Origin of the sequence: Pseudoalteromonas sp. UBA6610 (genome assembly GCF_002433295.1) — a bacterium.
Classification (GTDB): Bacteria; Pseudomonadota; Gammaproteobacteria; order Enterobacterales; family Alteromonadaceae; genus Pseudoalteromonas; species Pseudoalteromonas atlantica.
In genome coordinates this window covers 1-21,471 of the sequence record NZ_DJHW01000095.1, presented here as the reverse complement: position 1 = coordinate 21,471, position 21,471 = coordinate 1, and the positions used below count along the sequence as shown (strand labels likewise).

18 protein-coding genes and 1 pseudogene are annotated in these 21,471 nt (G+C 39.9%); 8 read left to right on the top strand and 11 right to left on the bottom strand.

What is annotated here, in order from left to right; all coding sequences use genetic code 11:
• The 4 genes and pseudogenes from B4F91_RS12735 to B4F91_RS12720 all read left to right on the top strand — a co-directional run.
• Positions 1-510 (top strand): annotated as a pseudogene (locus B4F91_RS12735) (beta-ketoacyl-ACP synthase); the annotation flags it as partial.
• A 1-nt stretch (position 511) separates the two neighbouring features.
• The gene (locus B4F91_RS12730; RefSeq protein ID WP_248450266.1) at positions 512-1,315 is read left to right on the top strand and encodes a MipA/OmpV family protein; all 804 of its coding nucleotides are present in this window, start codon (positions 512-514) and stop codon (positions 1,313-1,315) included.
• A 1-nt stretch (position 1,316) separates the two neighbouring features.
• Positions 1,317-1,748, top strand: a complete 432-nt coding sequence (locus tag B4F91_RS12725; RefSeq protein ID WP_096042945.1) for an excinuclease ABC subunit A — start codon at positions 1,317-1,319, stop codon at positions 1,746-1,748.
• Positions 1,749-1,816: 68 nt separating this feature from the next.
• Positions 1,817-3,118 carry a DEAD/DEAH box helicase gene (locus tag B4F91_RS12720; protein ID WP_004586461.1) on the top strand — a complete coding sequence of 434 codons (1,302 nt, stop codon included), beginning with the start codon at positions 1,817-1,819 and terminating at the stop codon, positions 3,116-3,118.
• A 68-nt stretch (positions 3,119-3,186) separates the two neighbouring features.
• Here the strand turns inward: B4F91_RS12720 and B4F91_RS12715 are convergent, their stop codons facing one another.
• Positions 3,187-4,794, bottom strand: coding sequence for an NAD(P)/FAD-dependent oxidoreductase (locus B4F91_RS12715; protein ID WP_286936575.1), 1,608 nt, complete (start codon positions 4,792-4,794; stop codon positions 3,187-3,189).
• Positions 4,795-4,986: 192 nt separating this feature from the next.
• Between B4F91_RS12715 and fdxA the strand changes: the two genes are divergently transcribed.
• From fdxA to B4F91_RS12700, 3 genes are all read left to right on the top strand, one after another.
• Positions 4,987-5,310: a ferredoxin FdxA gene (gene fdxA / locus B4F91_RS12710; protein ID WP_055254052.1), complete on the top strand. Its 324-nt coding sequence runs from the start codon at positions 4,987-4,989 to the stop codon at positions 5,308-5,310.
• Between the two features lie 140 nt (positions 5,311-5,450).
• Positions 5,451-7,697 carry a carbohydrate binding family 9 domain-containing protein gene (locus B4F91_RS12705; RefSeq protein WP_264389869.1) on the top strand — a complete coding sequence of 749 codons (2,247 nt, stop codon included), beginning with the start codon at positions 5,451-5,453 and terminating at the stop codon, positions 7,695-7,697.
• A 222-nt stretch (positions 7,698-7,919) separates the two neighbouring features.
• Complete coding sequence (locus tag B4F91_RS12700) at positions 7,920-9,827, top strand: putative bifunctional diguanylate cyclase/phosphodiesterase (protein ID WP_286936577.1); 1,908 nt, start codon at positions 7,920-7,922, stop codon at positions 9,825-9,827.
• 265 nt (positions 9,828-10,092) lie between these two features.
• On the opposite strand, the gene B4F91_RS12695 is transcribed toward B4F91_RS12700, so the two are convergent.
• From B4F91_RS12695 to B4F91_RS12665, 7 genes are all read right to left on the bottom strand, one after another.
• A complete protein-coding gene (locus B4F91_RS12695) occupies positions 10,093-10,794 on the bottom strand; it encodes a TorF family putative porin (protein WP_288635820.1) in 702 nt (233 codons plus the stop codon).
• A 9-nt stretch (positions 10,795-10,803) separates the two neighbouring features.
• Positions 10,804-12,021 (bottom strand): BCCT family transporter, encoded by a 1,218-nt coding sequence (locus B4F91_RS12690; RefSeq protein WP_004586453.1) that lies wholly within the window; start codon positions 12,019-12,021, stop codon positions 10,804-10,806.
• 146 nt (positions 12,022-12,167) lie between these two features.
• Positions 12,168-13,835, bottom strand: coding sequence for a choline dehydrogenase (gene betA, locus B4F91_RS12685; RefSeq protein WP_286936582.1), 1,668 nt, complete (start codon positions 13,833-13,835; stop codon positions 12,168-12,170).
• Positions 13,836-13,845: 10 nt separating this feature from the next.
• Positions 13,846-15,309: a betaine-aldehyde dehydrogenase gene (gene betB, locus B4F91_RS12680; RefSeq protein ID WP_248443520.1), complete on the bottom strand. Its 1,464-nt coding sequence runs from the start codon at positions 15,307-15,309 to the stop codon at positions 13,846-13,848.
• Position 15,310: 1 nt separating this feature from the next.
• Positions 15,311-15,886, bottom strand: a complete 576-nt coding sequence (betI, locus tag B4F91_RS12675) for a transcriptional regulator BetI (protein WP_286936595.1) — start codon at positions 15,884-15,886, stop codon at positions 15,311-15,313.
• Between the two features lie 414 nt (positions 15,887-16,300).
• A complete protein-coding gene (locus B4F91_RS12670; protein ID WP_286936583.1) occupies positions 16,301-16,606 on the bottom strand; it encodes a hypothetical protein in 306 nt (101 codons plus the stop codon).
• On the bottom strand, positions 16,606-16,863 hold the full coding sequence (locus B4F91_RS12665) for a DUF3081 domain-containing protein (protein WP_024031788.1): 258 nt from the start codon (positions 16,861-16,863) through the stop codon (positions 16,606-16,608). The genes B4F91_RS12670 and B4F91_RS12665 overlap by 1 nt, the downstream gene beginning before the upstream one ends.
• Before the next feature lie 146 nt (positions 16,864-17,009).
• On the opposite strand from B4F91_RS12665, the gene B4F91_RS12660 reads away from it, so the two are divergent.
• Positions 17,010-18,290 (top strand): flavohemoglobin expression-modulating QEGLA motif protein, encoded by a 1,281-nt coding sequence (locus tag B4F91_RS12660; RefSeq protein WP_286936584.1) that lies wholly within the window; start codon positions 17,010-17,012, stop codon positions 18,288-18,290.
• Between the two features lie 159 nt (positions 18,291-18,449).
• On the opposite strand, the gene B4F91_RS12655 is transcribed toward B4F91_RS12660, so the two are convergent.
• The 3 genes from B4F91_RS12655 to B4F91_RS12645 form a co-directional block, all read right to left on the bottom strand.
• Positions 18,450-19,673: a type III PLP-dependent enzyme gene (locus B4F91_RS12655; RefSeq protein WP_286936585.1), complete on the bottom strand. Its 1,224-nt coding sequence runs from the start codon at positions 19,671-19,673 to the stop codon at positions 18,450-18,452.
• 293 nt (positions 19,674-19,966) lie between these two features.
• Positions 19,967-20,821, bottom strand: a complete 855-nt coding sequence (locus tag B4F91_RS12650; protein ID WP_286936587.1) for a transporter substrate-binding domain-containing protein — start codon at positions 20,819-20,821, stop codon at positions 19,967-19,969.
• Between the two features lie 56 nt (positions 20,822-20,877).
• On the bottom strand, positions 20,878-21,471 hold a 594-nt coding region (locus B4F91_RS12645), incomplete at its 5' end, for a DUF1338 domain-containing protein (RefSeq protein WP_288635818.1).

Here is a 21,471-nt window from a genome sequence, read left to right as displayed (position 1 = left end):
GAAGAGTATGAGCATGCTAAAGCTAGAGGGGCAAATATATTAGCTGAGGTTGTCGGTTTTGGCTGTAACTCTGATGGACAACATGTTACTCAACCATCTTCAGATACCATGCAAATAGCTATTGAAATGGCATTGCAAGATGCAAACTTATCGGCAGATCAAATTGGTTATGTTAATGCACATGGTACTTCAACAGATCGTGGTGACATTGCAGAAACACATGCAACCTTTAACGCGTTAGGTGCTAAACCAATTAGTTCACTAAAAAGTTATCTTGGTCATACTTTAGGTGCTTGTGGTGCGATAGAAGCGTGGGCTAGTATTAATATGATGACTGATAATTGGTTTGCCCCAACAATTAATTTGACAGAAGTAGACAATGAGTGTGCGCCTTTAGATTATATTACAGAACATGGCCGTGAAATAGATACCGATTATATAATGAGTAATAACTTTGCATTTGGTGGCATTAATACCTCATTGATTTTTAAACGCTTTAAAGGTGAGTAATATGCCTTGGTTAGTGTTAGTTTTGTGCTTATTTAGCCCATTGAGTTTTGCTACATCTAAATTAGAAATAGGCGGTGGTGTGTTTGTGGCTGATATCCCCCACTATCTAGGATCAGATCAAAGTGAGCAATACATAATGCCTGTGCCTTATGTTCGTTATCAAAGTGATGAGTTAGATGTGGACCGCAATAGCTTTACTGGTTACTTATGGCATTTTGATAATGTACACCTAGATATATCTGCTGGAGTTAGTTTAGCCGTTGACAGCGCAGATAACCAAGCTCGAGAAGGCATGGATGATTTAGATTGGGTGTTTGAACTTGGACCTTCGCTAAATTATTACTTTAAAGGTGATCCCCAAGCGGCAGAACAATTTTATATTGGCTTATTCACCCGTAAAGCTATGGCAACTGATTTTAGCTCAGTGACTAACGTCGGTTGGCGTTATGGGCCGAGCATCTACTATGAAAGCCCGGTGTTTATTGCCCCAACTTATGTAATTACCACTAGTGTAAGAGCAAATGCCAATTTTGCCGACGGTCGTTACTTGAATTATTATTATAGTATATCAGCATCAGATACGCATGATTCACGTTCAAAGTTTAATACTCAGTCGGGGTATTCGGGCGCCGATATTTCGCTGGGGCTTAATTTAGATAGTAAAAAATATTGGCTAGGTGGCTTTATTAAATATCACCACTTAGCCCAAAGCAAACAGCAACGTAGTCCCTTAGTGAAACACGATAGTAATATCTCGTTTGGTTTTGGAGTTGCATGGAAGTTCTATACAAAAGAAGGAATATAAAATGAAATTAATGACAAGCTTATTATTAGCTACATCTTTGTTAACAGTGAGTGCGGTTGAAGCACGTGATGATATAGGTAAATATCCTATTCAATCACTGCTAGAAACCAGTAAAGCCAAAAGTGCGCTATTAGATGTACCTCTTTACTTTGCTGATCAAAGCTACGGTAGTGAGAGCAGTAAATACGGTGAAGTGATCACTAATAAAAAAACTAACGCATTTAATAAAAGTGATCGTGAAGCGTGCGAGTGGGTCATGCTTAGTGCTTTAAAAGCACTACAAGAGCGTGCCATAAAAGAAGGCATGAACGCAGTTGTAAATATACAATCATATTATAAAAAGCGTAAGTTTGTAAGTAGCACGGAATATGAATGCGGTGCTGGTACAATTATCGCTGGCGTTGCATTAAAAGGCACTTTAGTTAAGTTATAACTAACTGTTGACTCATTTTTGCTGTATAATTTGCGACCCTTGATAAATGTGGCCGCAGGTTATACAGCATGAATTTTAAATCTTTTAGTTTTTCCCCTGAACTTATTCAGGCGTTAGACGAACTTAATTACCACACCCTTACGCCCATTCAGCGTTCAGCTATTCCAGCTGTTCGTAAAGGTAAAGACGTTTTAGCAAGTGCCCAAACAGGCACAGGTAAAACGGCTGCGTTTGCTTTACCTATCATCCAAAAATTAACTGAATCTGAGCTAAGCACAAGCAATGCTCCGCACGCGTTAGTGCTTGCGCCTACTCGTGAGCTGGCAGAGCAAATAGCAAATAACTTTAAAGCCTATGCAAAACATACCGCTTTAAAAGTAGTGAGCCTATTTGGCGGTGTTAATACCGCAGGCCAAGCAAATGCACTTAAAGACGGCGTAGATGTTGTAGTTGCAACTCCAGGGCGTTTACTTGATCATATTCGTTTAGGTAATTTAAGCCTAGCAAGTGTTAAACACTTAGTACTTGATGAAGCCGACCGTATGCTTGATATGGGCTTTATTGAAGATATGCAAAGTGTTATTAAAAGTTGTGACGAGCAGCGCCAAATTTTACTTTTCTCAGCCACTTTTCCAGCGGCTATTAAGCAGTTTGCAGCAAAAGTATTAAAACAGCCTGAAATTGTTCGCGTAGATCAAACTAATAGTACTGCAAGTACGGTACAGCATGTTGTGTACCCAGTTGAAGAGCGCCGTAAGCAAGAGCTGCTTTCTGAGCTGATTGGTAAAAAGAATTGGCAACAGGTACTTGTGTTTGTAAACATGAAAGAAACGGCGGATGAGCTGGTTAAAGAGCTTAACCTTGATGGTATTCCTGCCACTGTATGTCATGGTGATAAATCGCAAGGTAACCGCCGCCGTGCACTTCGTGAATTTAAAGAAGGCAAAGTACGTGTTTTAGTGGCTACCGAAGTTGCTGCGCGTGGTATTGATATTGAAGGCCTACCACGAGTAATTAATATTGATTTACCATGGCTTGCAGAAGATTACGTACATCGCATTGGCCGTACAGGTCGTGCTGGTAATCAAGGCCAAGCTATTTCGTTTGTAAGCCGCGAAGAAGAAAACACCTTGTTTGAAATAGAGTCGTTAATTGGCCAAAAAATCAAACGTGTTTACTTAGAGGGTTATGAAGTAAGTAGCCGTGAAGTACTTATTGATAAAATAGGTAAAAAACCAGCGCATTTACGTCGTAGCCGTACGAATAAGCCAACAGGCCAAGCAACAGGCGAAGCACGTGCGGTAAATCGCTCACGTATTTCAAATGTGCGTAAAAGCTTAAAAGGCGCCAAGCTTACCCTTAAAAAGTAAGCTTACAAAGTGTAACGCTTCTAAAAAAACCTCACTAAGTGAGGTTTTTGATTAATAACTTAAAAGGGTTAAGCGTTTTCTAACATTGAGAGTGCAACGGCTTCAGCCGCTTTAATACCATCAATGCCTGCAGATAAAATACCACCTGCGTAACCGGCGCCTTCACCCGCTGGGTATAAACCTTTAGTATTTATGCTTTGGAAGCTTTTATCGCGTTTGATACTAATAGGTGATGATGTACGGGTTTCTACCCCTGTTAATAAACCGTCGTTTGTAGAAAAACCACGAATTTGCTTATTAAAGGCTGGAATGGCTTCGCGTATTGCATCGATAGCAAACTGCGGGAGTACATTTGCTAAATCGGTGAGTTTTATTCCTGGTGTAAACGACGGTTGTACATCACCTAAATCGCCCGATGCTTTTCCTTTTAAAAAGTCGCCAATTAACTGTGCTGGTGCATCGTAGTTGCTACCGCCTAATGCATAGGCTTGCTCTTCTAGTTTACGTTGCAAATCTATGCCGGCAAGCGGGTGACCAGGGAAGTCTTTTTCAGGTGTAATACCTACTACAATGGCACTATTTGCATTGCGCTCACTACGAGAGTATTGGCTCATACCGTTTGTTACTACGCGGCCTTCTTCAGAGGTGGCGGCTACAACAGTCCCTCCTGGGCACATACAAAAACTGTAAACCGTGCGGCCATTATCACAATGGTGAACGAGTTTATAATCAGCAGAGCCTAAAATGGGGTTACCCGCGTTAGGCCCAAAACGACACTCATCAATCATCGATTGCTTGTGCTCGATTCTAAAGCCCACAGAAAACGGTTTAGCTTCTACATAAATGCCTTTATCGTGAATCATTTTAAAGGTATCACGGGCGCTATGTCCCACAGCAAGTACGACATGGCGGGTATTGAGCTTTTCACCGTTTGAAAGCGTTAAGCCAGTTACTTGTCCATCATCTATATGAATGTCGTCTACGCGGCTGCTAAAGCGGATTTCGCCGCCAAGTTCAATAATACGTGCGCGCATTTTTTCAATCATAGTAACAAGTTTAAACGTACCAATGTGCGGCTTACTTACGTATAAAATTTCATCTGGTGCGCCGGCTTCTACAAATTCGGTGATAACTTTACGCCCGTAATGTTTTGGATCTTTCACTTGGCTGTATAGTTTACCGTCTGAAAATGTACCTGCGCCACCCTCGCCAAACTGCACATTAGACTCTGTATTAAGGGTACGTTTACGCCAAAAGCCAAAGGTGTCTTTGGTGCGTTCGCGTACTTCTTTACCGCGCTCTAAAATAATAGGGTTAAAACCCATTTGAGCCAGCACTAAGCCCGCAAATAATCCACACGGGCCAAAGCCAATTACTACAGGGCGCTCAGTAAGGTTAGCGGGGGCGTGGGCAACAAATTTGTATGAGGTATCAGGGGCAGGTTTTACGTGCTGATCTTTAGCAAATGCGTTTAACAGCGCTTCTTCGTTATCTACTTCAATATCGAGGGTATAAATAAGTAAAATAGCCGTTTTTTTACGTGCATCGTACCCACGTTTAAACACATTGTAGCTGTGTAGCTGCGCTGGCTGTATTTTTAGTTTATCAACTATGGCTTGGCCTATAGCGTCTTCGTTATGATCAAGCGGCAGCTTTATTTCGGTTAAACGTATCATTGTTATCTCTTTTAGGTGTCTTAGCGGTAATATTATCCGCTCACAATAAGAAGTGTAGGGCACGTAATGGCTATACATTAAGGGCGCATATATTACGTTAAATTGACCGCAGATGGCACATATTTATTGTGTTTTTAATGGGGTTGGGTATGATCCTCGCTTTAGATAATTAATTACTAGGTTTAAACTATTATGGCGTTTGTGGTCACCGAAAACTGTATTAAGTGTAAATACACAGATTGTGTGGCAGTGTGCCCTGCAGATGCCTTTTACGAAGGCCCTAACTTTTTAGCAATAAGCCCTATTGATTGCATAGATTGTGGATTATGCGTACCTGAGTGCCCAGCTGAAGCAATTTACCAAGAAGACGAGCTGCCAGAAGAGCAAAAAGAGTTTACAGAGCTTAATGCTGAGCTTGCATTGGTGTGGCCACGCATTGTTGAGGTAAAACCAGCGCCTGCTGATGCCGATAGTTGGAATGGCGTGGCTAATAAGCTTAAATTAATTGAAACCTAGCTTTTAAATTAAGCCTTTAATATTAATTAGTTAAAAAAGCTATTGTTTTTAGTATCAAACTATTAACAAATGTACTGACTTAAATTACACTGCATAAATAAGTTTACCTTTTAAGGGTAAACACGTCTAAATGGATGTTTATGCAGTACTTAATAATTATAAAAAAACAATGCAGTGCTTTATTCCCCTTCTTATTAGCACTTTTATTTTCTAACCACCTTTATGCCAGTGAAAAACAGCAGCATTCTCTTGTACATATAAATGCAGATATTACTGTAGATGGCGTACTTGATGAGCCCCACTGGCAAAATGCCACTTTAGTTCCTATAGCATTTCAAGATGAGCCTAACGAAAAGGGCGCCCCACCGGTTAAAACTGATGCTTACATGTATGAAGATGGCAGCAACTTATATGTTGCTTTTGTAGCCGAAGATCCACAGCCGAGCGAAATTACAGCTTCTCTACGTGACAGAGATACGCTTTGGCAAGATGATACGGTTATTTTAATTATTGACACTTTTAACGACGAACGTTCAGCTTACGAATTTTATGTAAATCCATTGGGTGCGCAAGGTGATACGCGGATGAGTGACACCGATGGCTGGCAATCAGACCCGTCTTGGGATGCAATATGGGATAGCGCAGGGCAAATTACCGCCCAAGGGTTTGTGGTTGAAATGCGTATACCTTTTAAAGCGCTAAGATTTCCTGAGAATAAAACAGATTTAACATGGGGCTTTGCCCTTATGCGAAATTACCAACGTGATGTACTGTATCAGCTTTCAAATATGGGGTTTGACCGAGATATAAAATGCAGTTTATGTCAGTTTGATAAACTAAATGGTTTTAAAAATATAAAAGCCAGCAAAAATCTGCAACTAACGCCTACACTTACGGCGCTCAGAAATGATTCAAAAGCTACCTTGCCAGGGCAGTGGGATAATGGTGATATAGACACCGAGGCTGGCCTTGATTTACGCTGGGGGGTTACACAAGATGCGGTAATTAATGCCACTATAAACCCAGATTTTTCGCAAATAGAAAGCGATGCGTTAGCCCTTGATGTAAATACCACGTACTCAATTTATTATGCAGAAAAACGACCATTTTTTTTAGATGGCGCATCCTACTTTAAAAGCAGTTTATTTGAACTATTGTATACCCGCACTATTGCAGAGCCTGAAGCAGGGGCAAAATTAACAGGTAAAACAGGGCAACATAGCTATGCATTTATGTATGCCGATGACAATAATAGCAATATTTTATTGCCAACAAATCAAGGCTCTGGTTTTGCAATTTTAGAGGATAAAACCCATGCAGCAGCGGCGCGTTATCAATACGATATTGGCCAACAAGGCACTATAGGGCTAAGTACGACTCACCGCGAAAGCGATGATTACTACAATACAGTGCTTTCAGTCGATGGCAGCTATTGGTTTAATCAATCAGATCTACTGACCTACCAGGTAGCTACAACAGATTCTAAAAACTCTGATTTTTTAACAAGTAACTATAACTTATCTAAAACTCAATCTGATGAAGCGTACGCTATAGAGTTTACCCGTGATAAACGTGACTACAATTTGTTTGCCAGCTACGAAAACATAGGTAAAGACTATCGCACTGACTTAGGTTATCAAGAAAAAGTAGATTATGAGAACGTAGGCTTTGGGGGCGGACAAACCTGGTATGCAGATGAATCTGGTTTATTAACGTCATGGTCTTATGAGGCTGATTGGGATAAAACATGGGCGCAAAATGGCGACCTACTTGAAGAAGAATACCAAGGGTTTATAACATTAAAAGGGCAAAAGCAGTCTATTTTTGAAATTGGCTTACTGCATCGTTATGAAAACTATAATGATGCTTTTTATAATCAAAATATTGGCTTTGTTTATACGGGCTTTAAACCTAAAAATAATATATGGCTTTCGTTTTATGGTGAGTATGGCAGCCGCATTGATTACGCCAATGAGCAAATTGGCGATTCGTATGCTACGCAAACGCAAGTTACGTGGGATATAAACGATCATTGGCAAGTAGACGCTACGCATAACTACAGCGTTTTAGATAACCCTCAAGGGGAGCGAGTTTATACTGCTAACTTATTAGATTTTAGGCTTTATTATAAATTTAGCATGCGCGCTATGCTCAAGCTTATATTGCAATTTGAAGACGTTGATAGAAATAAAGACGCCTACTACTACCAAGTTAGCCACATTAATAAAGACTACGGCAGCCAATTAGTTTACTCGTACAAAATTAATGCTCAAACATTATTTTATTTAGGCTACTCAGATAAAAGCTATCAAGACGATTCCCTAAAACACGTTGAAAGAGATCAACGCACATTTTTTACAAAAGTGAGCTATGCATGGCAGCTATAAGTTGTTAGGCCAAAATATGTAACTTTAACAAAGTGGTTTATTTTGATTCATCACACTCTATAATTAGTTAATTATTAAGTATTAATTTATTCTTTTGAGTACAGTTCTAAAAATTTTAATGAATAAGGACTGTGCTATGGCTTGCTTAGTACTAAAAATAGGCGATATAATCGTCTTTTAGTAACGGGTTTATAGGATAAGTAATTTAGATGGATTTTGTTGATGAATAAATTTAAACCCTTAGGCGGCATTTTTTTTGTATTTATCTTGTTTTGCTTTTGTTTAAACATCGAACTAACAAACCAGATTAACCGCATTAATTTATTCAACCCTGATATAGATTTACGCCACTTTGATATTGTAGATACAACGCTCGAAATGGCGCCTTGGTATAACCCTATGCTCAATGGGCACTATTTAATACACCAGCCTTCTGCCGATTTTTTGTTAGTTAAAACTACCGACACGGAATTTATCGCTGCAAACGCAACAAAGCTTATTTTAATGACGTTAACGTCGCCAATAAACTTTATATTGGTGTGTATGGTATTGTTTGTTGGCTTTACAATTATTCGTAAAGAGCGTAAAAAAATCTCTTATCAGCATCAAATTGCACAGCTAAATAACAACGCTAATCAATTGCTTGTAGCCTTTAACCTACAACCCCAACACGGCAACCCATCAGGGCTGGGTAATTTAAGCCAGTCAATAAACAATTTAAATACCCATGTTGCTAATTATTTAAAGCAAACACAAACAAGTATCTGCCAAGATAAGCTAACTTTGCTCATTGACCGCCATGCTTATATTGAGCATATAGATAGGCAAATAAATTTTACTGATGAAGAGCAGCTTAAATGCGCCTTATTGTTTATTGACCTAGATGGGTTTAAACAGGTAAATGACTCGTTTGGCCACAGCTTTGGTGATGAAATTTTGGTACAGGTTGCTACGCGCCTAGCTAACGTATTACGCCATCATAAGTTAAGTAATATTAACGAGGCGAATCAGTTAGAGCAAAATTTATCACGTTTAGGCGGTGACGAATTTTCAATTTTTATTGAGTCGGTAGATACCGATAATAAAGTAGTCGATATTGCTAAGCACGTACTCAGTGAACTTGAAAAAGACTTTGTACTGGGTAATAAAATAATAAAAATTAGCGCCAGTATTGGTATAGCGGCGTACCCAGAGAGCGCATCAACACCACAAGCATTATTGCAATTGGCCGATGTGGCAATGTACCGTGCAAAAAGCGATGGTAAAGGCATTTTTAAAGTGTACTCCCCAGAGATGGGTAATAAAATGCGCCGCTATCACTATTTATTAGAAGAGCTGCGTTTGGCGGTTGCGTGTAAAGACTTTTACTTATCTTTTCAACCTATCGTGCATGTAGAAGATTGCATGATAGATTATTTTGAAGCGCTTACACGCTGGGAACATCCTATAGAAGGGATGATTTCACCGGCGGAGTTTATACCTATTGCCGAAGAGTCTAACCTTATTTTAGAGCTCGGCGATTGGATTATGCATGAGTCGTGTAGGCAAATGGCAGCATGGCATAATGCCGGTATGCGCAAAGTAAAAATTTCGGTTAATGTATCGGGTGTGCAACTAAAACACCGCTCAGTGTACGATTGGATAATGAAAAACCTAAAAAACACAGGGCTGCCATCGCATTCTTTAATGCTAGAAATAACAGAGTCTACGTTTATTAAAGCCAGTAAAAGTATGATTGAAGAGCTTGAGCGGCTTCGTGCAGAAGGTGTGACGATTGCTATTGACGATTTTGGTACTGGCTTTAGTTCATTAAGTACATTGGCTGATTTGCCCATTGATGTAATAAAAATAGATCGCTCGTTTATCTCTCAAGCCGATAAAAGTCCAAAGTACAATGACATCCTTAATACGATTAGCGAATTAGGTCAAAAGTTAGGACTTAAAATAGTGGCAGAGGGCGTAGAAGAAATTGAGCAGTTTGAACTTGTAAAACGCATGGGTGTAAGCTCTGTACAAGGTTACTTGGTTAGTCGCCCAGAATCCTCTATCAATGTGGGTAACAAAGTTTTACGTAAAAATACGGCTAACTTATCTGCAGCGGGCACCAGCGCGTGGGAAATAGAAAGTTAGAGCCTGTATATTATTATAGGTAATTTTAATAGCTTATGGAGGGTTTTAGGCTAAGGCTATGGTATTAAATTGCCCCTACCGATAGCGATTAACTTGAGCATTTACTGGTGCAGCTTTTTAGGCCAGGAGATGTTAAACCCTGTATTGTGCTTAATTGCCCCTAAATAAAACTAAGTTCTTTAGGGCTAAAGCCTTAAAATTTAGTAAAAAAAATGCCACTTTTAAAAGTGGCATTTTTGTTTGTAGAATCTAACAACTACAATTTTTATAAATCGAATGTGCGTGATATAGCAAGTACTATACGCTCATCAGCGTAATCGTAATCTAGGCTTGTGTCTTCAGCAGCAATCTCAATGCCAAAGCCTTCGTAGCTAGTTTGGTACGCTAGGCGGTAATGTTTGTATGATTTCTTTTGGTTTACATCCCATGCCCATTTTTCGCCATCAAGCGAATTAGAAATATCAAAGCTTGCACGAATGGCATGATTTGGGGCAATTTCAAAGGTGTGGGCGATCATAGAAATAACATGGCCAGCGCCTGTACCAAAGTAATCCCAGCTATACCAAAAGTTTAGCTCTGTTTGACCATACTCACTTGCATAGCCAAATTTTGTGTAGGCTTCTGCGTAGTTACCATCGCTGTTATTACCTTGGTATGTGTAATAAGCAATACCGTAATCAGCGCTAACCGTGTCAGTTAATTGCACGTATTTACCTAGGTAGGCATCAAGTTCAAAATCAGTGTCATCACCAAAATCTACATTAGATGCCCATGCACCCGCATATATACCGCTGTCGAACGCGTAATCAAGGCTTGCTTGAATTGCAGGGTCGCTATCAGTTTGAGTTACACCGTTAAAAGTATAGTCAGATGCTGCTGTAATGGTTGTTGACCAGTTAGCTGACACCGTAGTTGATAAAAGTGCGAAAGGTAGCGCTACTGCTAGTTGTTTTAGTTTGTTATTCATTGTTGACCCCTAATGTACAGTTTCTATTTTTGTGTAATCTATTTTGTTTGCTTTTGGCGAACTGTCTATATTGTTAACCGTTTTAAATTTGCTGTAGCCAATAAACGCAGCACAACCAAAAAACAGTGCAATTACTAACGCGCCAACCCATTGAATTTGTAAAAACTCAAGCTTAAACAATAGGGTTAGTAACGAAAGGGCAACAATATTGAGTATCATATAGTTCATTTTACCTAAACGTTTAACCGTTAAGTTAAGGTTATCTGTGTATAAGCGTATTAATGAATCAAGCGAATTAATAACAAACACTATCCCAACAAATACCATGGCAAAGTTTTTAATACCCGCTGTTGAAATACCCATTTCGTGGTAGTGATAAAGTACGCTAAACCAAATCGCAATCGGAATAGATGGAAATATCAACATTGCACCTAATACTTGGTATGTTTTAAGGCCGCCTACAAAGCGAGACGTAAATTGGCCAATCATAATGCTCCACGCAAACCACCAAAATAGATAAAATTCATGGTAGTCATTAAGCGGTAAAACAAACTGATTTATATTGGCAAAGTAAGTACCAATTTCAGCAAGGTTATTGGTAAATGCCGACATTTCGCTGTCACCAACGACAAAGGCACCTGCCCACATAAAGGCAATTAATGCGATAAATAACCACGTTGTAGAAATACTTAAAAAGCGCACGTATTTAATATCTGTACTTGAGTACACAGCAAAGCAAATAGCTGCAAATACAATAAAGTAGAAGGTAGGTATAACGCTCGAACCATCGCCTAGCTCTGGTAAGTACCACGGCAAGTTAGAAAGCAGTAGGTAAGCTGTAAAGGCACATGTGCCAATAATAACTACGTTATTAATGAACTTAACCCATGAAATTTCGAAAAATTTAACTTTGGGCTCTATTACACAGAAATAAAAGCACGTAAGAAAGTAAAATCCCCAGATCAAGAATCCCCAATAGCCAAACTCAATAGCCAGTGGGTTTGCAAACGCGTATTCTGGGCTTGCTTTTATGTCTGCATAACCTGCAAATTCGGTTAATGGAAACATGATTAGGCCAACGTCTAGGCCTGAGGTAAATAAGATTGCGATAAAGGTAAACGTTCTCACTGGTGTTACGCCTACTACGCGTACGTTACCCCATTTAAATAAAATAGTAATAACAGCAAGTAGCGTAAATATAATGCCAGCACTAAGCCATATAGTCATTATCGCCCTCCCAAAATGAATAAAAGTAACTCATAAGTTCTCCGTTTTTGTTTTATTGCTTGCATAAACACCGCGTAACCAATTTACGCCGTGAGCCACTGCAAGTTGAACGTGCCCTACATAGTGTTAGGCACGTTATGGCTTAATTAAATCTCGCTATTACGTTGCGTTGTTTGCCAATTACTGCTCATGGCAACGTTTACCGATGCCTGTGTAAGTGGGGTTTTACCTAAAATTAGATCAGCTGCTTTTTCTGCAACCATAATTGTAGGGGCATTTAAGTTGCCATTTGGCACCGTAGGGAAGATTGACGAGTCAACAACACGCAGCCCTTCAATACCGTGAACCTGGGTATTAGAATTAACCACGGCCATGTCATCTTCGCCCATTTTGCAAGAACAAGACGGGTGATAGGCACTTTCTACTGCTTGGCGTACAAAGGCATCTATTTCTTCGTCGGTTTGAATGTGCTTACCTGGTTGAATTTCTTCATCGCGGTAGTCATCAAATGCGCTTTGCTCAATAATGTCGCGAGTTAGGCGCACACACGCTCTAAAACCTTCAATATCGTCTTTATGCTGTAAGTAGTTAAATAAAATTTTTGGCGGTTGCTCAGGATTAGCTGATTGAATTGTGACACTACCCCGGCTTTTAGGTTTGTTATGACCTACATGCACCTGAAAACCATGGCCCGCAAATGCACTGCGCCCATCGTAGCGCATCGCCGCTGGTAAAAAGTGGTACTGAATATCTGGCCATTCAACGTCTGGTTTTGAGCGAATAAACGCACACGACTCAAAGTGGTTTGTTGCACCTAAGCCTTTTCGGGTCAGTAGCCATTTAGCGCCAATTAAGCCTTTTGAAATAAGACCTAATTTACCGTTTAAGGTAATAGGTTGTTTACACTTGTACTGAAAGTAAAACTCAAGATGATCTTGTAAGTTTTGACCTACGCCTGGTAAATGATGCTTTACCTCAACACCGGCTTCTTCAAGTATGGCTTTATCGCCAATACCCGAAAGCTGTAAAATATGAGGTGAGCCAATTGGACCTGCACTTAATACAACGTCTTTTGTCGCATGCGCCGTTTTAAGAGTGCCATTTACTGTGTACTCAATGCCTGTGGCTTTTTTGCCTTCTAAAATCACTTTTTGTGCTAAAGCACCTGTAATAACTGTTAGGTTACTGCGTGATTTTACTGGGTCTAAATACTCGCGCGAGGCCGAACTGCGCACACCGTCTTTAACTGTCATGTGCATCGGGCCAAAGCCTTCTTGCTGAGCTGCGTTGTAGTCGTCTGTTTGTGCATACCCTGCTTCTACACCTGCTTTAATAAAGGTGGTGTAAAGCGGGTTTTGCATTTCGTTACCGTTATTAACGCCAAGCGGGCCTGTGCCACCACGGTGCGCATTTTCACCTAAATAAAAGCTTTCTGCTTTTTTAAAGTAAGGTAAGCACGACTGATAATCCCAGCCGTTAGCACCGTGTTGCTGCCACTCGTCAAAATCTTTCGCATGGCCACGTACATATACCATGCCATTAATTGATGATGAACCGCCTAACACTTTACCGCGTGGGCAGTGCATTTCTCGGTTATCTAAATATGGCTCTGGCTGAGTGTGAAATTGCCATGCGTATTTATCTGTATTCATAGGAATAGAGAGCGCAGTTGGCATTTTGATAAATATACTTTTATCGCTACCACCGGTTTCTAGCAATAGCACTTTATTGTTTGTATCTTCAGATAAGCGATTTGCAAGTACACAACCTGCAGAACCGGCGCCAACAATAATATAGTCGTAAGTGTTACTCATAGTTGCCACCTTAAAACGGGCTTTCTATGTCGGCCATGCCCACATAAATAGACTTAGTTTGCGTGTAATGATCAAGCGTTTCTATGCCATTTTCACGGCCGATACCTGATTGCTTGTAACCACCAACAGGCATTTCAGCAGGTGAATTACCGTAAGCATTAATCCAACAAATACCAGCTTCTAATTGGTGAATAACACGGTGCGCACGTTTAATATCGCTAGTAAATACGCCTGCGGCTAAGCCAAGGTGTGTACCATTTGCACGGGCGATAACATCGTCTTCGTCTTCAAAAACAAGCACGCTCATAACTGGACCAAATATTTCTTCTTTAACAATAGTCATGTCATCGTTGCAATCGGTAAATACCGTAGGTGCTACAAAGTAGCCATTAGGCGCTGATTCAGGAGAAAGAGTTGTACCGCCAGTAAGTAGCGTTGCACCTTCGGCCAAGCCACTTTCTATGTAGCTCATTACCAACTCTTGATGCTTTTTAGATATTAATGCCCCAAAGTTAGTATTTAAATCTTGTGGGTCTCCGGCAATAATATTTTGCTCAGTACGTGTTTTAAGCTCATCAATAAATTGTTGATAGACATTTTTATGAACATAAATACGGGTACAGTTAGTACAAATTTCGCCTTGCGTATAAAAGTTACCTAGCATGGCAGCACTGACTGCTTGCTCAATATTGGCATCTTCAAACACTAATAAAGGTGATTTACCACCTAATTCCATTGTTACGTCTTTTAATGTACCGGCAGCGCTTGCCACTACTTTTTTACCTGTGCCTACTTCACCAGTGAACGACACTTTGTCTATTTCACTGTGAGAGGTTAACCACTGACCTACATCACCCGCACCTTGCACAACGTTAAATACGCCGGCAGGTACGCCTGCTTCAACAAAAACTTCAGCTAGTTTAATAGCACCTAAAGGGGTTTCTTCAGAAGGTTTAAAAATAAACGCATTACCTGCGGCAAGGGCCGGGCCCGATTTCCAACATGCAATTTGCAGCGGGTAGTTCCATGCACCAATACCAGCACAAATGCCTAGTGGCTCTTTGCGGGTATAGTAAAAGTCTTCGCCAACCATTTGCTGCTGGCCAACTTGCGCTGGTGCTAGGCCTGCAAAGTATTCAATTACATCTGCGCCTGTTTCTATATCAACGCAGTTAGCTTCTTGCATTGGTTTACCTGTATCAAGCACTTCAACTAAGGCAAGCTCGTCATTACGCTCACGTAATAAAGCAACCGCTTTTAATAAAATACGGCTACGTTCTATTGGGCTCATTTTTGACCATTGAGCAAAGCCTTGTTTTGCACTTTCGATAGCCGCGTTTTGAATAAATTCGTCGGCTACTTCTACCGAGTAAATAACTTCATCTGTGGCTGGGTTTTTTACATCAAAAGTTTCACCACTTTGGTTTGCAAGGAAGTGGCCGTTAATAAAGTTTTGATAGACAGGTGTAGTCACGCTAGGCTCCATATTGCTTGATGAGTGAATGTACATAGCTTTTTGCTAATGTTTCACTGTGTTTAAATTGGTTTTCGTCAGATTGACTTAATACTGCTCTTAACCATAGGCCATCAATCATGGCGGCGCTAAGTTCTGCAGCTTGTTTTGCTTGCTTTACGGGCATTAGTTGCTTAAAAGAAAATGCTAAATTACTTTGCAAGCGATTACTGTTTACATTTTGCAGCCTGTACAGTTCTTGATCGTGCATTGACTGCGCCCAAAAACTTAACCACGTACGTGTGGTGTCGTTGCGCTGTTGAACAAGTGCAAAGTTGGCCTCAACAATAAACATCAAACGCTCAATTGCGCTGGTGGTTGGCTCAACTTTTTCAATTAATTCATTTTTTAAATTCGATAACAAATACCTAACGGTTGCCTCTATTAACCCCTGCTTACCACCAAAGTAATGGCTAATAATGCCAGATGATAAACCCGCATTTTTACTGATGGTGTTAATGGTTGTTCCTTGCAAACCGCGCTGTGCAACTGACTCAATGGTCGCGTCAATTAGCTGCTGACGCCTGACAGGTTCCATTCCGACTTTAGGCATAATTTTTATTAATTGAACGTTCAATAAAGATAAGCTTAATGTAATAGCTCTAACAATTCAAGGCGCAAGTAAACAACCAGATACCAAGATGTAGATGGATTATTAATAAAAACGGGTTAATTTGTAGTAGTGCCATATGCAGGTCTTTATTAATAAAATTATTTATATTCAGTGAGTTATGTTTCTATTTTTAAATGGTGAAAATAGTAAGGATTTGTTTACGGGGTATGAGTAATAAAAAAGATAAATATTCGTTAGAATGGTAATAGTTAGAGTACGAAGGGTATTTTAAATAAGCAAACGTAACCATTTTACATGTTTAATTAGTGTACTAATTAAAAAAGTAGCAGTGTGTATTGGTTATAAGAGGAGGAGTTAAGGTTAAAAAAGGCGTGTAAATTAGGCGCTATTAATAACGCCTTTGAATAATAGTGGGTAGCGTCTAAGGCGATTACCTATGTAATCATCGGCTAAGATTTGTTGGCATATAAAATTAACATCGTTACTGGCCTCAAACACCCAGTCAAAGCGTTCAATAGCCAGCAAAAAACCGCGTTTAAGGTGAGTCTGTTCGCGGTATTCATTAAGGTTTCGACGGATTATCTCCAGCTTTTCTGGGTGCGCTTGCAGCTCAGTAATTACTTGGTTTATAAACGAGATGGTTTGCTTGTTTGTGGTGCGTTTACGAATGCGTCTTGGCTGCATTATTCCTCATTAGCAATGTTGTATAGTTTTTTTAAAAAGTCGTCTTTATGTTTGTCATGCTCATAATCTAGGTGATAAGCATTATGAAACCCAAAGCGCAACAATACGCCGCTACCTTCTAAGTAAATAGTGTAGCCGTCAATGTCAGAGTAAGCCGTAACACCTTGATAATGTTTACCAATATCATTTTGTTTACCGCGCTGCTGAATACGTTCGTATACAGAGAGGATCTGCTTGTTATCGAGTTCGTTTTTCATCATTAACCCTTTATTGTTTAAAGCTATTACGTTTTATATATGAGGGTCGATCACCGTAAAAACAATGGCTAATAAGCGCTAAAATAATCTTGCTATTAACTGATTTTACCTTATGCTCAAGCCTCATTTTTTGTTGAGCTTACACCATGATAGACAAGGCTTTACTCCTTAAAACTCGCGAACTCTCAGAGCAATTAATTGCTTTACAAACACCCATTAGAATACTCGATGCCATTAACTGGGATAAACAAATCAAAGAGACGTTTTTTAGGCAAAAGTGCCAAAAAAATCCGCTAATCGATAGCGCCTATTACCAGCAACGAGATTTAGGATTTGTCCCCAGCGAATTACGCCAAGCGTTTTCTAACTTGCACCGCAATATTATTAACCAGTTAGGTCAGCTAAATCCTATTTCTCAATACATGGGTAAAATGTGTAGTGAGTATAAAACGGTGCTCAGTATGCTTGAGTATAGAGGAGCGCCTGAGTTTCATGATTTGTCGGTAGAGCTTTTTGGTCACCCAAAAGATTTATTTCATGCGGGTGAACCTTCACTGTTCGAACTTGCCAATATGCTAGAAAAACCACTGCAAAACTTATTAATAGCCGATATTTTGCCTGATGATCCTAAAAATATTAATGCAAGTGATGCCGTGCGTATTCTGTCTGGGCAAGTAAATAGCAGTATGGCGGGTATTAATGTAGAGGTTATGCTCAGCGATGGGATTGTCAGTGATGCTGCTGCAGGTGCAAATAACATTAAGCTAAATCAAGATGTTAAATTCTCACAGCGTGAGCTCGATATTTTAGAAGTGCACGAAGGGTGGATACACGTAGGTACAACGCAAAACGGGCTAGCTCAGCCTTATTTAACCTGTTTAAGTAAAGGGACGCCAAGCTCAACAGTGACTCAAGAAGGCTTAGCTGTTTTAACCGAAATAATTACCCTTAAATCAACACCTAGGCGTTTATCAAAGTTAGTAAATCGTATTCAAGCAGTTACTAAAGTGATTGATGGTGCGGAGTTTGTTGATATATACCGTGACTATTTAGCGCAAGGGCTTTCAAAAGATGAAAGCTATACGTTAGCACAACGTGTATTTAGAGGCAGCACGGCAACAGGCTTACCTTTTACTAAGGATATTGCTTACATTAAAGGATTTGTGCTGGTATATAACTTAATTCGTGTTGCTATACAGCTTGGGCGCATTGATCAGCTGCCATTATTGTTGGTCGGAAAAATATCGATTGATGATTTTAGACTTATATCGCAATTACATAGTTTAGGTGTAATAGAAAGCCCAAAATTTGTACCACCACATTTTAAAGATTTACGAGGTTTAGCAACGTGGCTAAGCTTTGGCAAATTTATAGTTGACTTATCGTTTGAACAGTTAGAAAACGACTATAAACCATTATTTTTGTAATAAGTAGCGCAGGTTGCTTTTATTAGAGCCTGCTCTGTTGAGCAAAAAGGTAAACAAGCCCCAGTTATTTAACGCAATAAAAAAACGCAGTTGGAATGAGCAACTGCGTTGAAATGTATAGGTACAAGCCAGCGTACCTATAGCGAGGAACTTATTTTCTTAACCTGTTAATACTTGGCTGTGCATTTGCTCGTTTAATACAACGACCTCAGCACGTTTAAAAAAGTTAAAGTCGGTTGCTGTAGCAAGTGTGTAGGCACCCATCATACGGCTAATAATTAAATCGCCATTGTTTAGTTTTGGTAGCATAATTGAATCACTTATTACATCTATACTGTCGCATGTTGGGCCTGCAAGTACCGACTCAAAACGCTCGCCATCTTGTTTTGCACTATCGATAGGGTAGGCTGCTTCATCAAACATTAAACCGCTAAAAGAGCCATAAACGCCATCATCTAAGTAGTACCATGTTTTACCTTCGCGCGTGGCTTGTCCCATTATAGAGGCAACACTGGTTACACTACTTGCTACAATAAAACGGCCAGGTTCAGCAATAATTTGCATTGTTTCTGGTAATTGTGCCAACGCGATATTAATAGGCGCACAAAATACATCAATTGGTAGCACATCTGCGCTGTACGGCACAGGAAACCCACCACCAATATCGAGCGTACTAAGTGCTGGTAAGCCTAACTCAGCCACCTGTTTAACCACTTTTGCAGATGCATTTATCGCTTCAACGTATTTAGTTGGGTTAGGTGATTGCGAGCCAACATGAAACGATAACCCTTTAATACGAATACCAAGTTGCTGGGCAAGGCTAATAATGTCGATTGCCGCCTCAGGGCTGCAGCCAAACTTTTTAGATAAGTCAGCAAATGCATCTTTATTACGAAAGCTTAAACGCACTAAAATTTCGGCTTGATCTTTATAGGCAATAAACTTTTCAAGCTCGTTAATGTTATCCACCACAAACACTGTACAGCCGTAGGCAAGTGCGTCGCGAATGTCACTGTCGCGCTTTATTGGGTGCGTGTGAATTGTACGCTCGCTTGGTACGCCTTGGCTTGCTACTAGGTCAACTTCGCCACTGGTTGCTAAATCAAAGCTTGCGCCTTCATCTAACAAAGTGCGCACAACAGCAGCATGCGGTAAAGGCTTTAAAGCAAAATGTAACATAACGCCAGGCAGTGCATGTTTAAGTGCACGGTATTGACGGCGTATAGCGTCGCAGTCAAGCACCATTAGAGGTGCGCCAAATTGTGAAGCAAGTTGTTCAATGTGGGCAATACTCGGTTGCGCGTAATCAATTGCTTGATTTGCAGCAACCGCTGCTGCAGGTACTTTAGTTACGGTGTCTTGTTGTTGTGTTGATAAAGCCATTTTATTTTCCGAGTCAATTAAGCAACTGCTCGGGTATGGTGTATCCACGAGTCAGTTGAGTGAGATCAATAGTGCAAACGCACAGTTAAATTCACTCTTGGATAGTTGCTCTATCGCCTTGCTACAAACGGGGTTTGTAATGTACTCGGATTGGCTATCATCAAGAAGCGGCGAGATAATAATGTAGGTTTTTATCCAGCGCAATAAAAATTTTAAATAAATTCAAAATAATTTATTTGCTATTAAAATCATTGGCTTATGTTGATTTGTTGAGTTTATCTTGACGATTGATTTTACTCATCAGAGGTTAAGTATACGTGCTCTTGAGAGTAAGCAAGCATCATAGCGCTAGATGTATCAGCACTATAGGCTTGTTGTAAACTTTTTTGTAAGCGGTCGTAAATTTCGGGGGTGTTCATTAAAATATTGATGGTTTTTATTACTTTTTCGCCAAGCTCTGACTTACTACATGCAAAGTAGCCATTAACAAATTCTGGAAATTCAGCTATTTCACGACTATCTATTTGTTCTAGTTGCTCACTGGTGAGTGCACCAATTACGTTAACCTCGTAATCGACAATCATGTCTATTCTATTATGGATGAGAAGTTGAGGCAGTTGAGAGCTGGTATCTTCTGAGCTTATCGCTGCAATTTGCTCATTATACTTTGTTAAAACAGGCTCAAGTTTTTGATAACTCGTTCCTGAGTCTACGGCAAGGGTAAAGTCTTTTTCTAGTAGTTGAGCAACAGAGACTCGTTCAGGAAAGTTTTGTAAGGTGCGTTTAAATGCGTATATTTTTCGTTGCTCGTAAATAGTAGTTGGTATATTTGAGAACAAAATATGTTTTTCACGTTCGGGCGTTTTTATTATATCGTAGCTGCATACTGCTTCATTACCCATAAGACGCTTGATTAAACGAGCTTGGTTGGTCCACTGCAATTTAGTATAAATTGTATGATTGAGCAGGCTTTCGAACGTTTTATCTGAGTTTAAAAAGCCATCAGTAGACGCATTCGCTCTAGAGAGTAATGTAAGTGGTTCATTTGCATGGCTCAATGATGATATAAGCAGTACATGCAAGATAATCAAAAATTTAGTAAATACAGGCATAAAACTTAGTGTAAATGTTCTAAATATTTTTGTCATAAAAAAAAGCCCAAACGGGCTTTTTTTAAGTTAAAACATTAAGGCATGTTTTATTTTTAACGCGCGTTAGTGCTTTCAAAGATTTTATCAGCAGAGGCTGCAACAAACCCCGTGTAAAGCTCGCCATCGGCTTTAGGGTATCTAATGGCAAACTCATAAAAGCAGCTAGGGATGCGCAGGTCACCGTCGCTAAAGGTGACAGCATACTCATCTGCAAGGGTTGATGATTGCTCTAATAATACCTCTGGTGAGCCTTTTACTTCGCCGCCTGATGTATTTAGGGCGAAGCCTGCGTCTTTAAGTGCTTGGTTAACATCCTGAATATTATCAAACTTAGCAAGCATATTAATATTTACAGTAAAGTGGTTTGCACGGTAGCCCCATGCCGACATCCACGCTGCGTACTCACTTTCAGCAAGTAACTGCTTGTATGTATCGCTACTTACTTGCCAATGGGTACCTGAGTATAAAAAGTTATCGGCAGTTACTGCGTTTTCATCTATTTGCTCTACCATATCTGTCACAATGGCTTGTAACTCTGGTGAACACTTTTCTACTAATAGCTCAGAAATAAATACTTTAGGTTGCTTAGGGTCGCTATGCTCGTAGTGTTTAGCATAGAGCTTTTTAGCTTCAAAGTGGTATTCGCC

Excerpts from the sequence above, each read along its gene's own strand:
- B4F91_RS12730 (WP_248450266.1), top strand. The coding sequence starts at position 512 with ATGCCTTGGTTAGTGTTAGTTTTGTGCTTATTTAGCCCATTGAGTTTT.
- B4F91_RS12725 (WP_096042945.1), top strand. The coding sequence starts at position 1,317 with ATGAAATTAATGACAAGCTTATTATTAGCTACATCTTTGTTAACAGTG.
- B4F91_RS12720 (WP_004586461.1), top strand. The coding sequence starts at position 1,817 with ATGAATTTTAAATCTTTTAGTTTTTCCCCTGAACTTATTCAGGCGTTA.
- B4F91_RS12715 (WP_286936575.1), bottom strand. The coding sequence starts at position 4,794 with ATGATACGTTTAACCGAAATAAAGCTGCCGCTTGATCATAACGAAGAC.
- fdxA (WP_055254052.1), top strand. The coding sequence starts at position 4,987 with ATGGCGTTTGTGGTCACCGAAAACTGTATTAAGTGTAAATACACAGAT.
- B4F91_RS12705 (WP_264389869.1), top strand. The coding sequence starts at position 5,451 with ATGCAGTACTTAATAATTATAAAAAAACAATGCAGTGCTTTATTCCCC.
- B4F91_RS12700 (WP_286936577.1), top strand. The coding sequence starts at position 7,920 with ATGAATAAATTTAAACCCTTAGGCGGCATTTTTTTTGTATTTATCTTG.
- B4F91_RS12695 (WP_288635820.1), bottom strand. The coding sequence starts at position 10,794 with ATGAATAACAAACTAAAACAACTAGCAGTAGCGCTACCTTTCGCACTT.
- B4F91_RS12690 (WP_004586453.1), bottom strand. The coding sequence starts at position 12,021 with ATGACTATATGGCTTAGTGCTGGCATTATATTTACGCTACTTGCTGTT.
- betA (WP_286936582.1), bottom strand. The coding sequence starts at position 13,835 with ATGAGTAACACTTACGACTATATTATTGTTGGCGCCGGTTCTGCAGGT.
- betI (WP_286936595.1), bottom strand. The coding sequence starts at position 15,886 with ATGGAACCTGTCAGGCGTCAGCAGCTAATTGACGCGACCATTGAGTCA.
- B4F91_RS12670 (WP_286936583.1), bottom strand. The coding sequence starts at position 16,606 with ATGCAGCCAAGACGCATTCGTAAACGCACCACAAACAAGCAAACCATC.
- B4F91_RS12665 (WP_024031788.1), bottom strand. The coding sequence starts at position 16,863 with ATGAAAAACGAACTCGATAACAAGCAGATCCTCTCTGTATACGAACGT.
- B4F91_RS12660 (WP_286936584.1), top strand. The coding sequence starts at position 17,010 with ATGATAGACAAGGCTTTACTCCTTAAAACTCGCGAACTCTCAGAGCAA.
- B4F91_RS12655 (WP_286936585.1), bottom strand. The coding sequence starts at position 19,673 with ATGGCTTTATCAACACAACAACAAGACACCGTAACTAAAGTACCTGCA.
- B4F91_RS12650 (WP_286936587.1), bottom strand. The coding sequence starts at position 20,821 with ATGACAAAAATATTTAGAACATTTACACTAAGTTTTATGCCTGTATTT.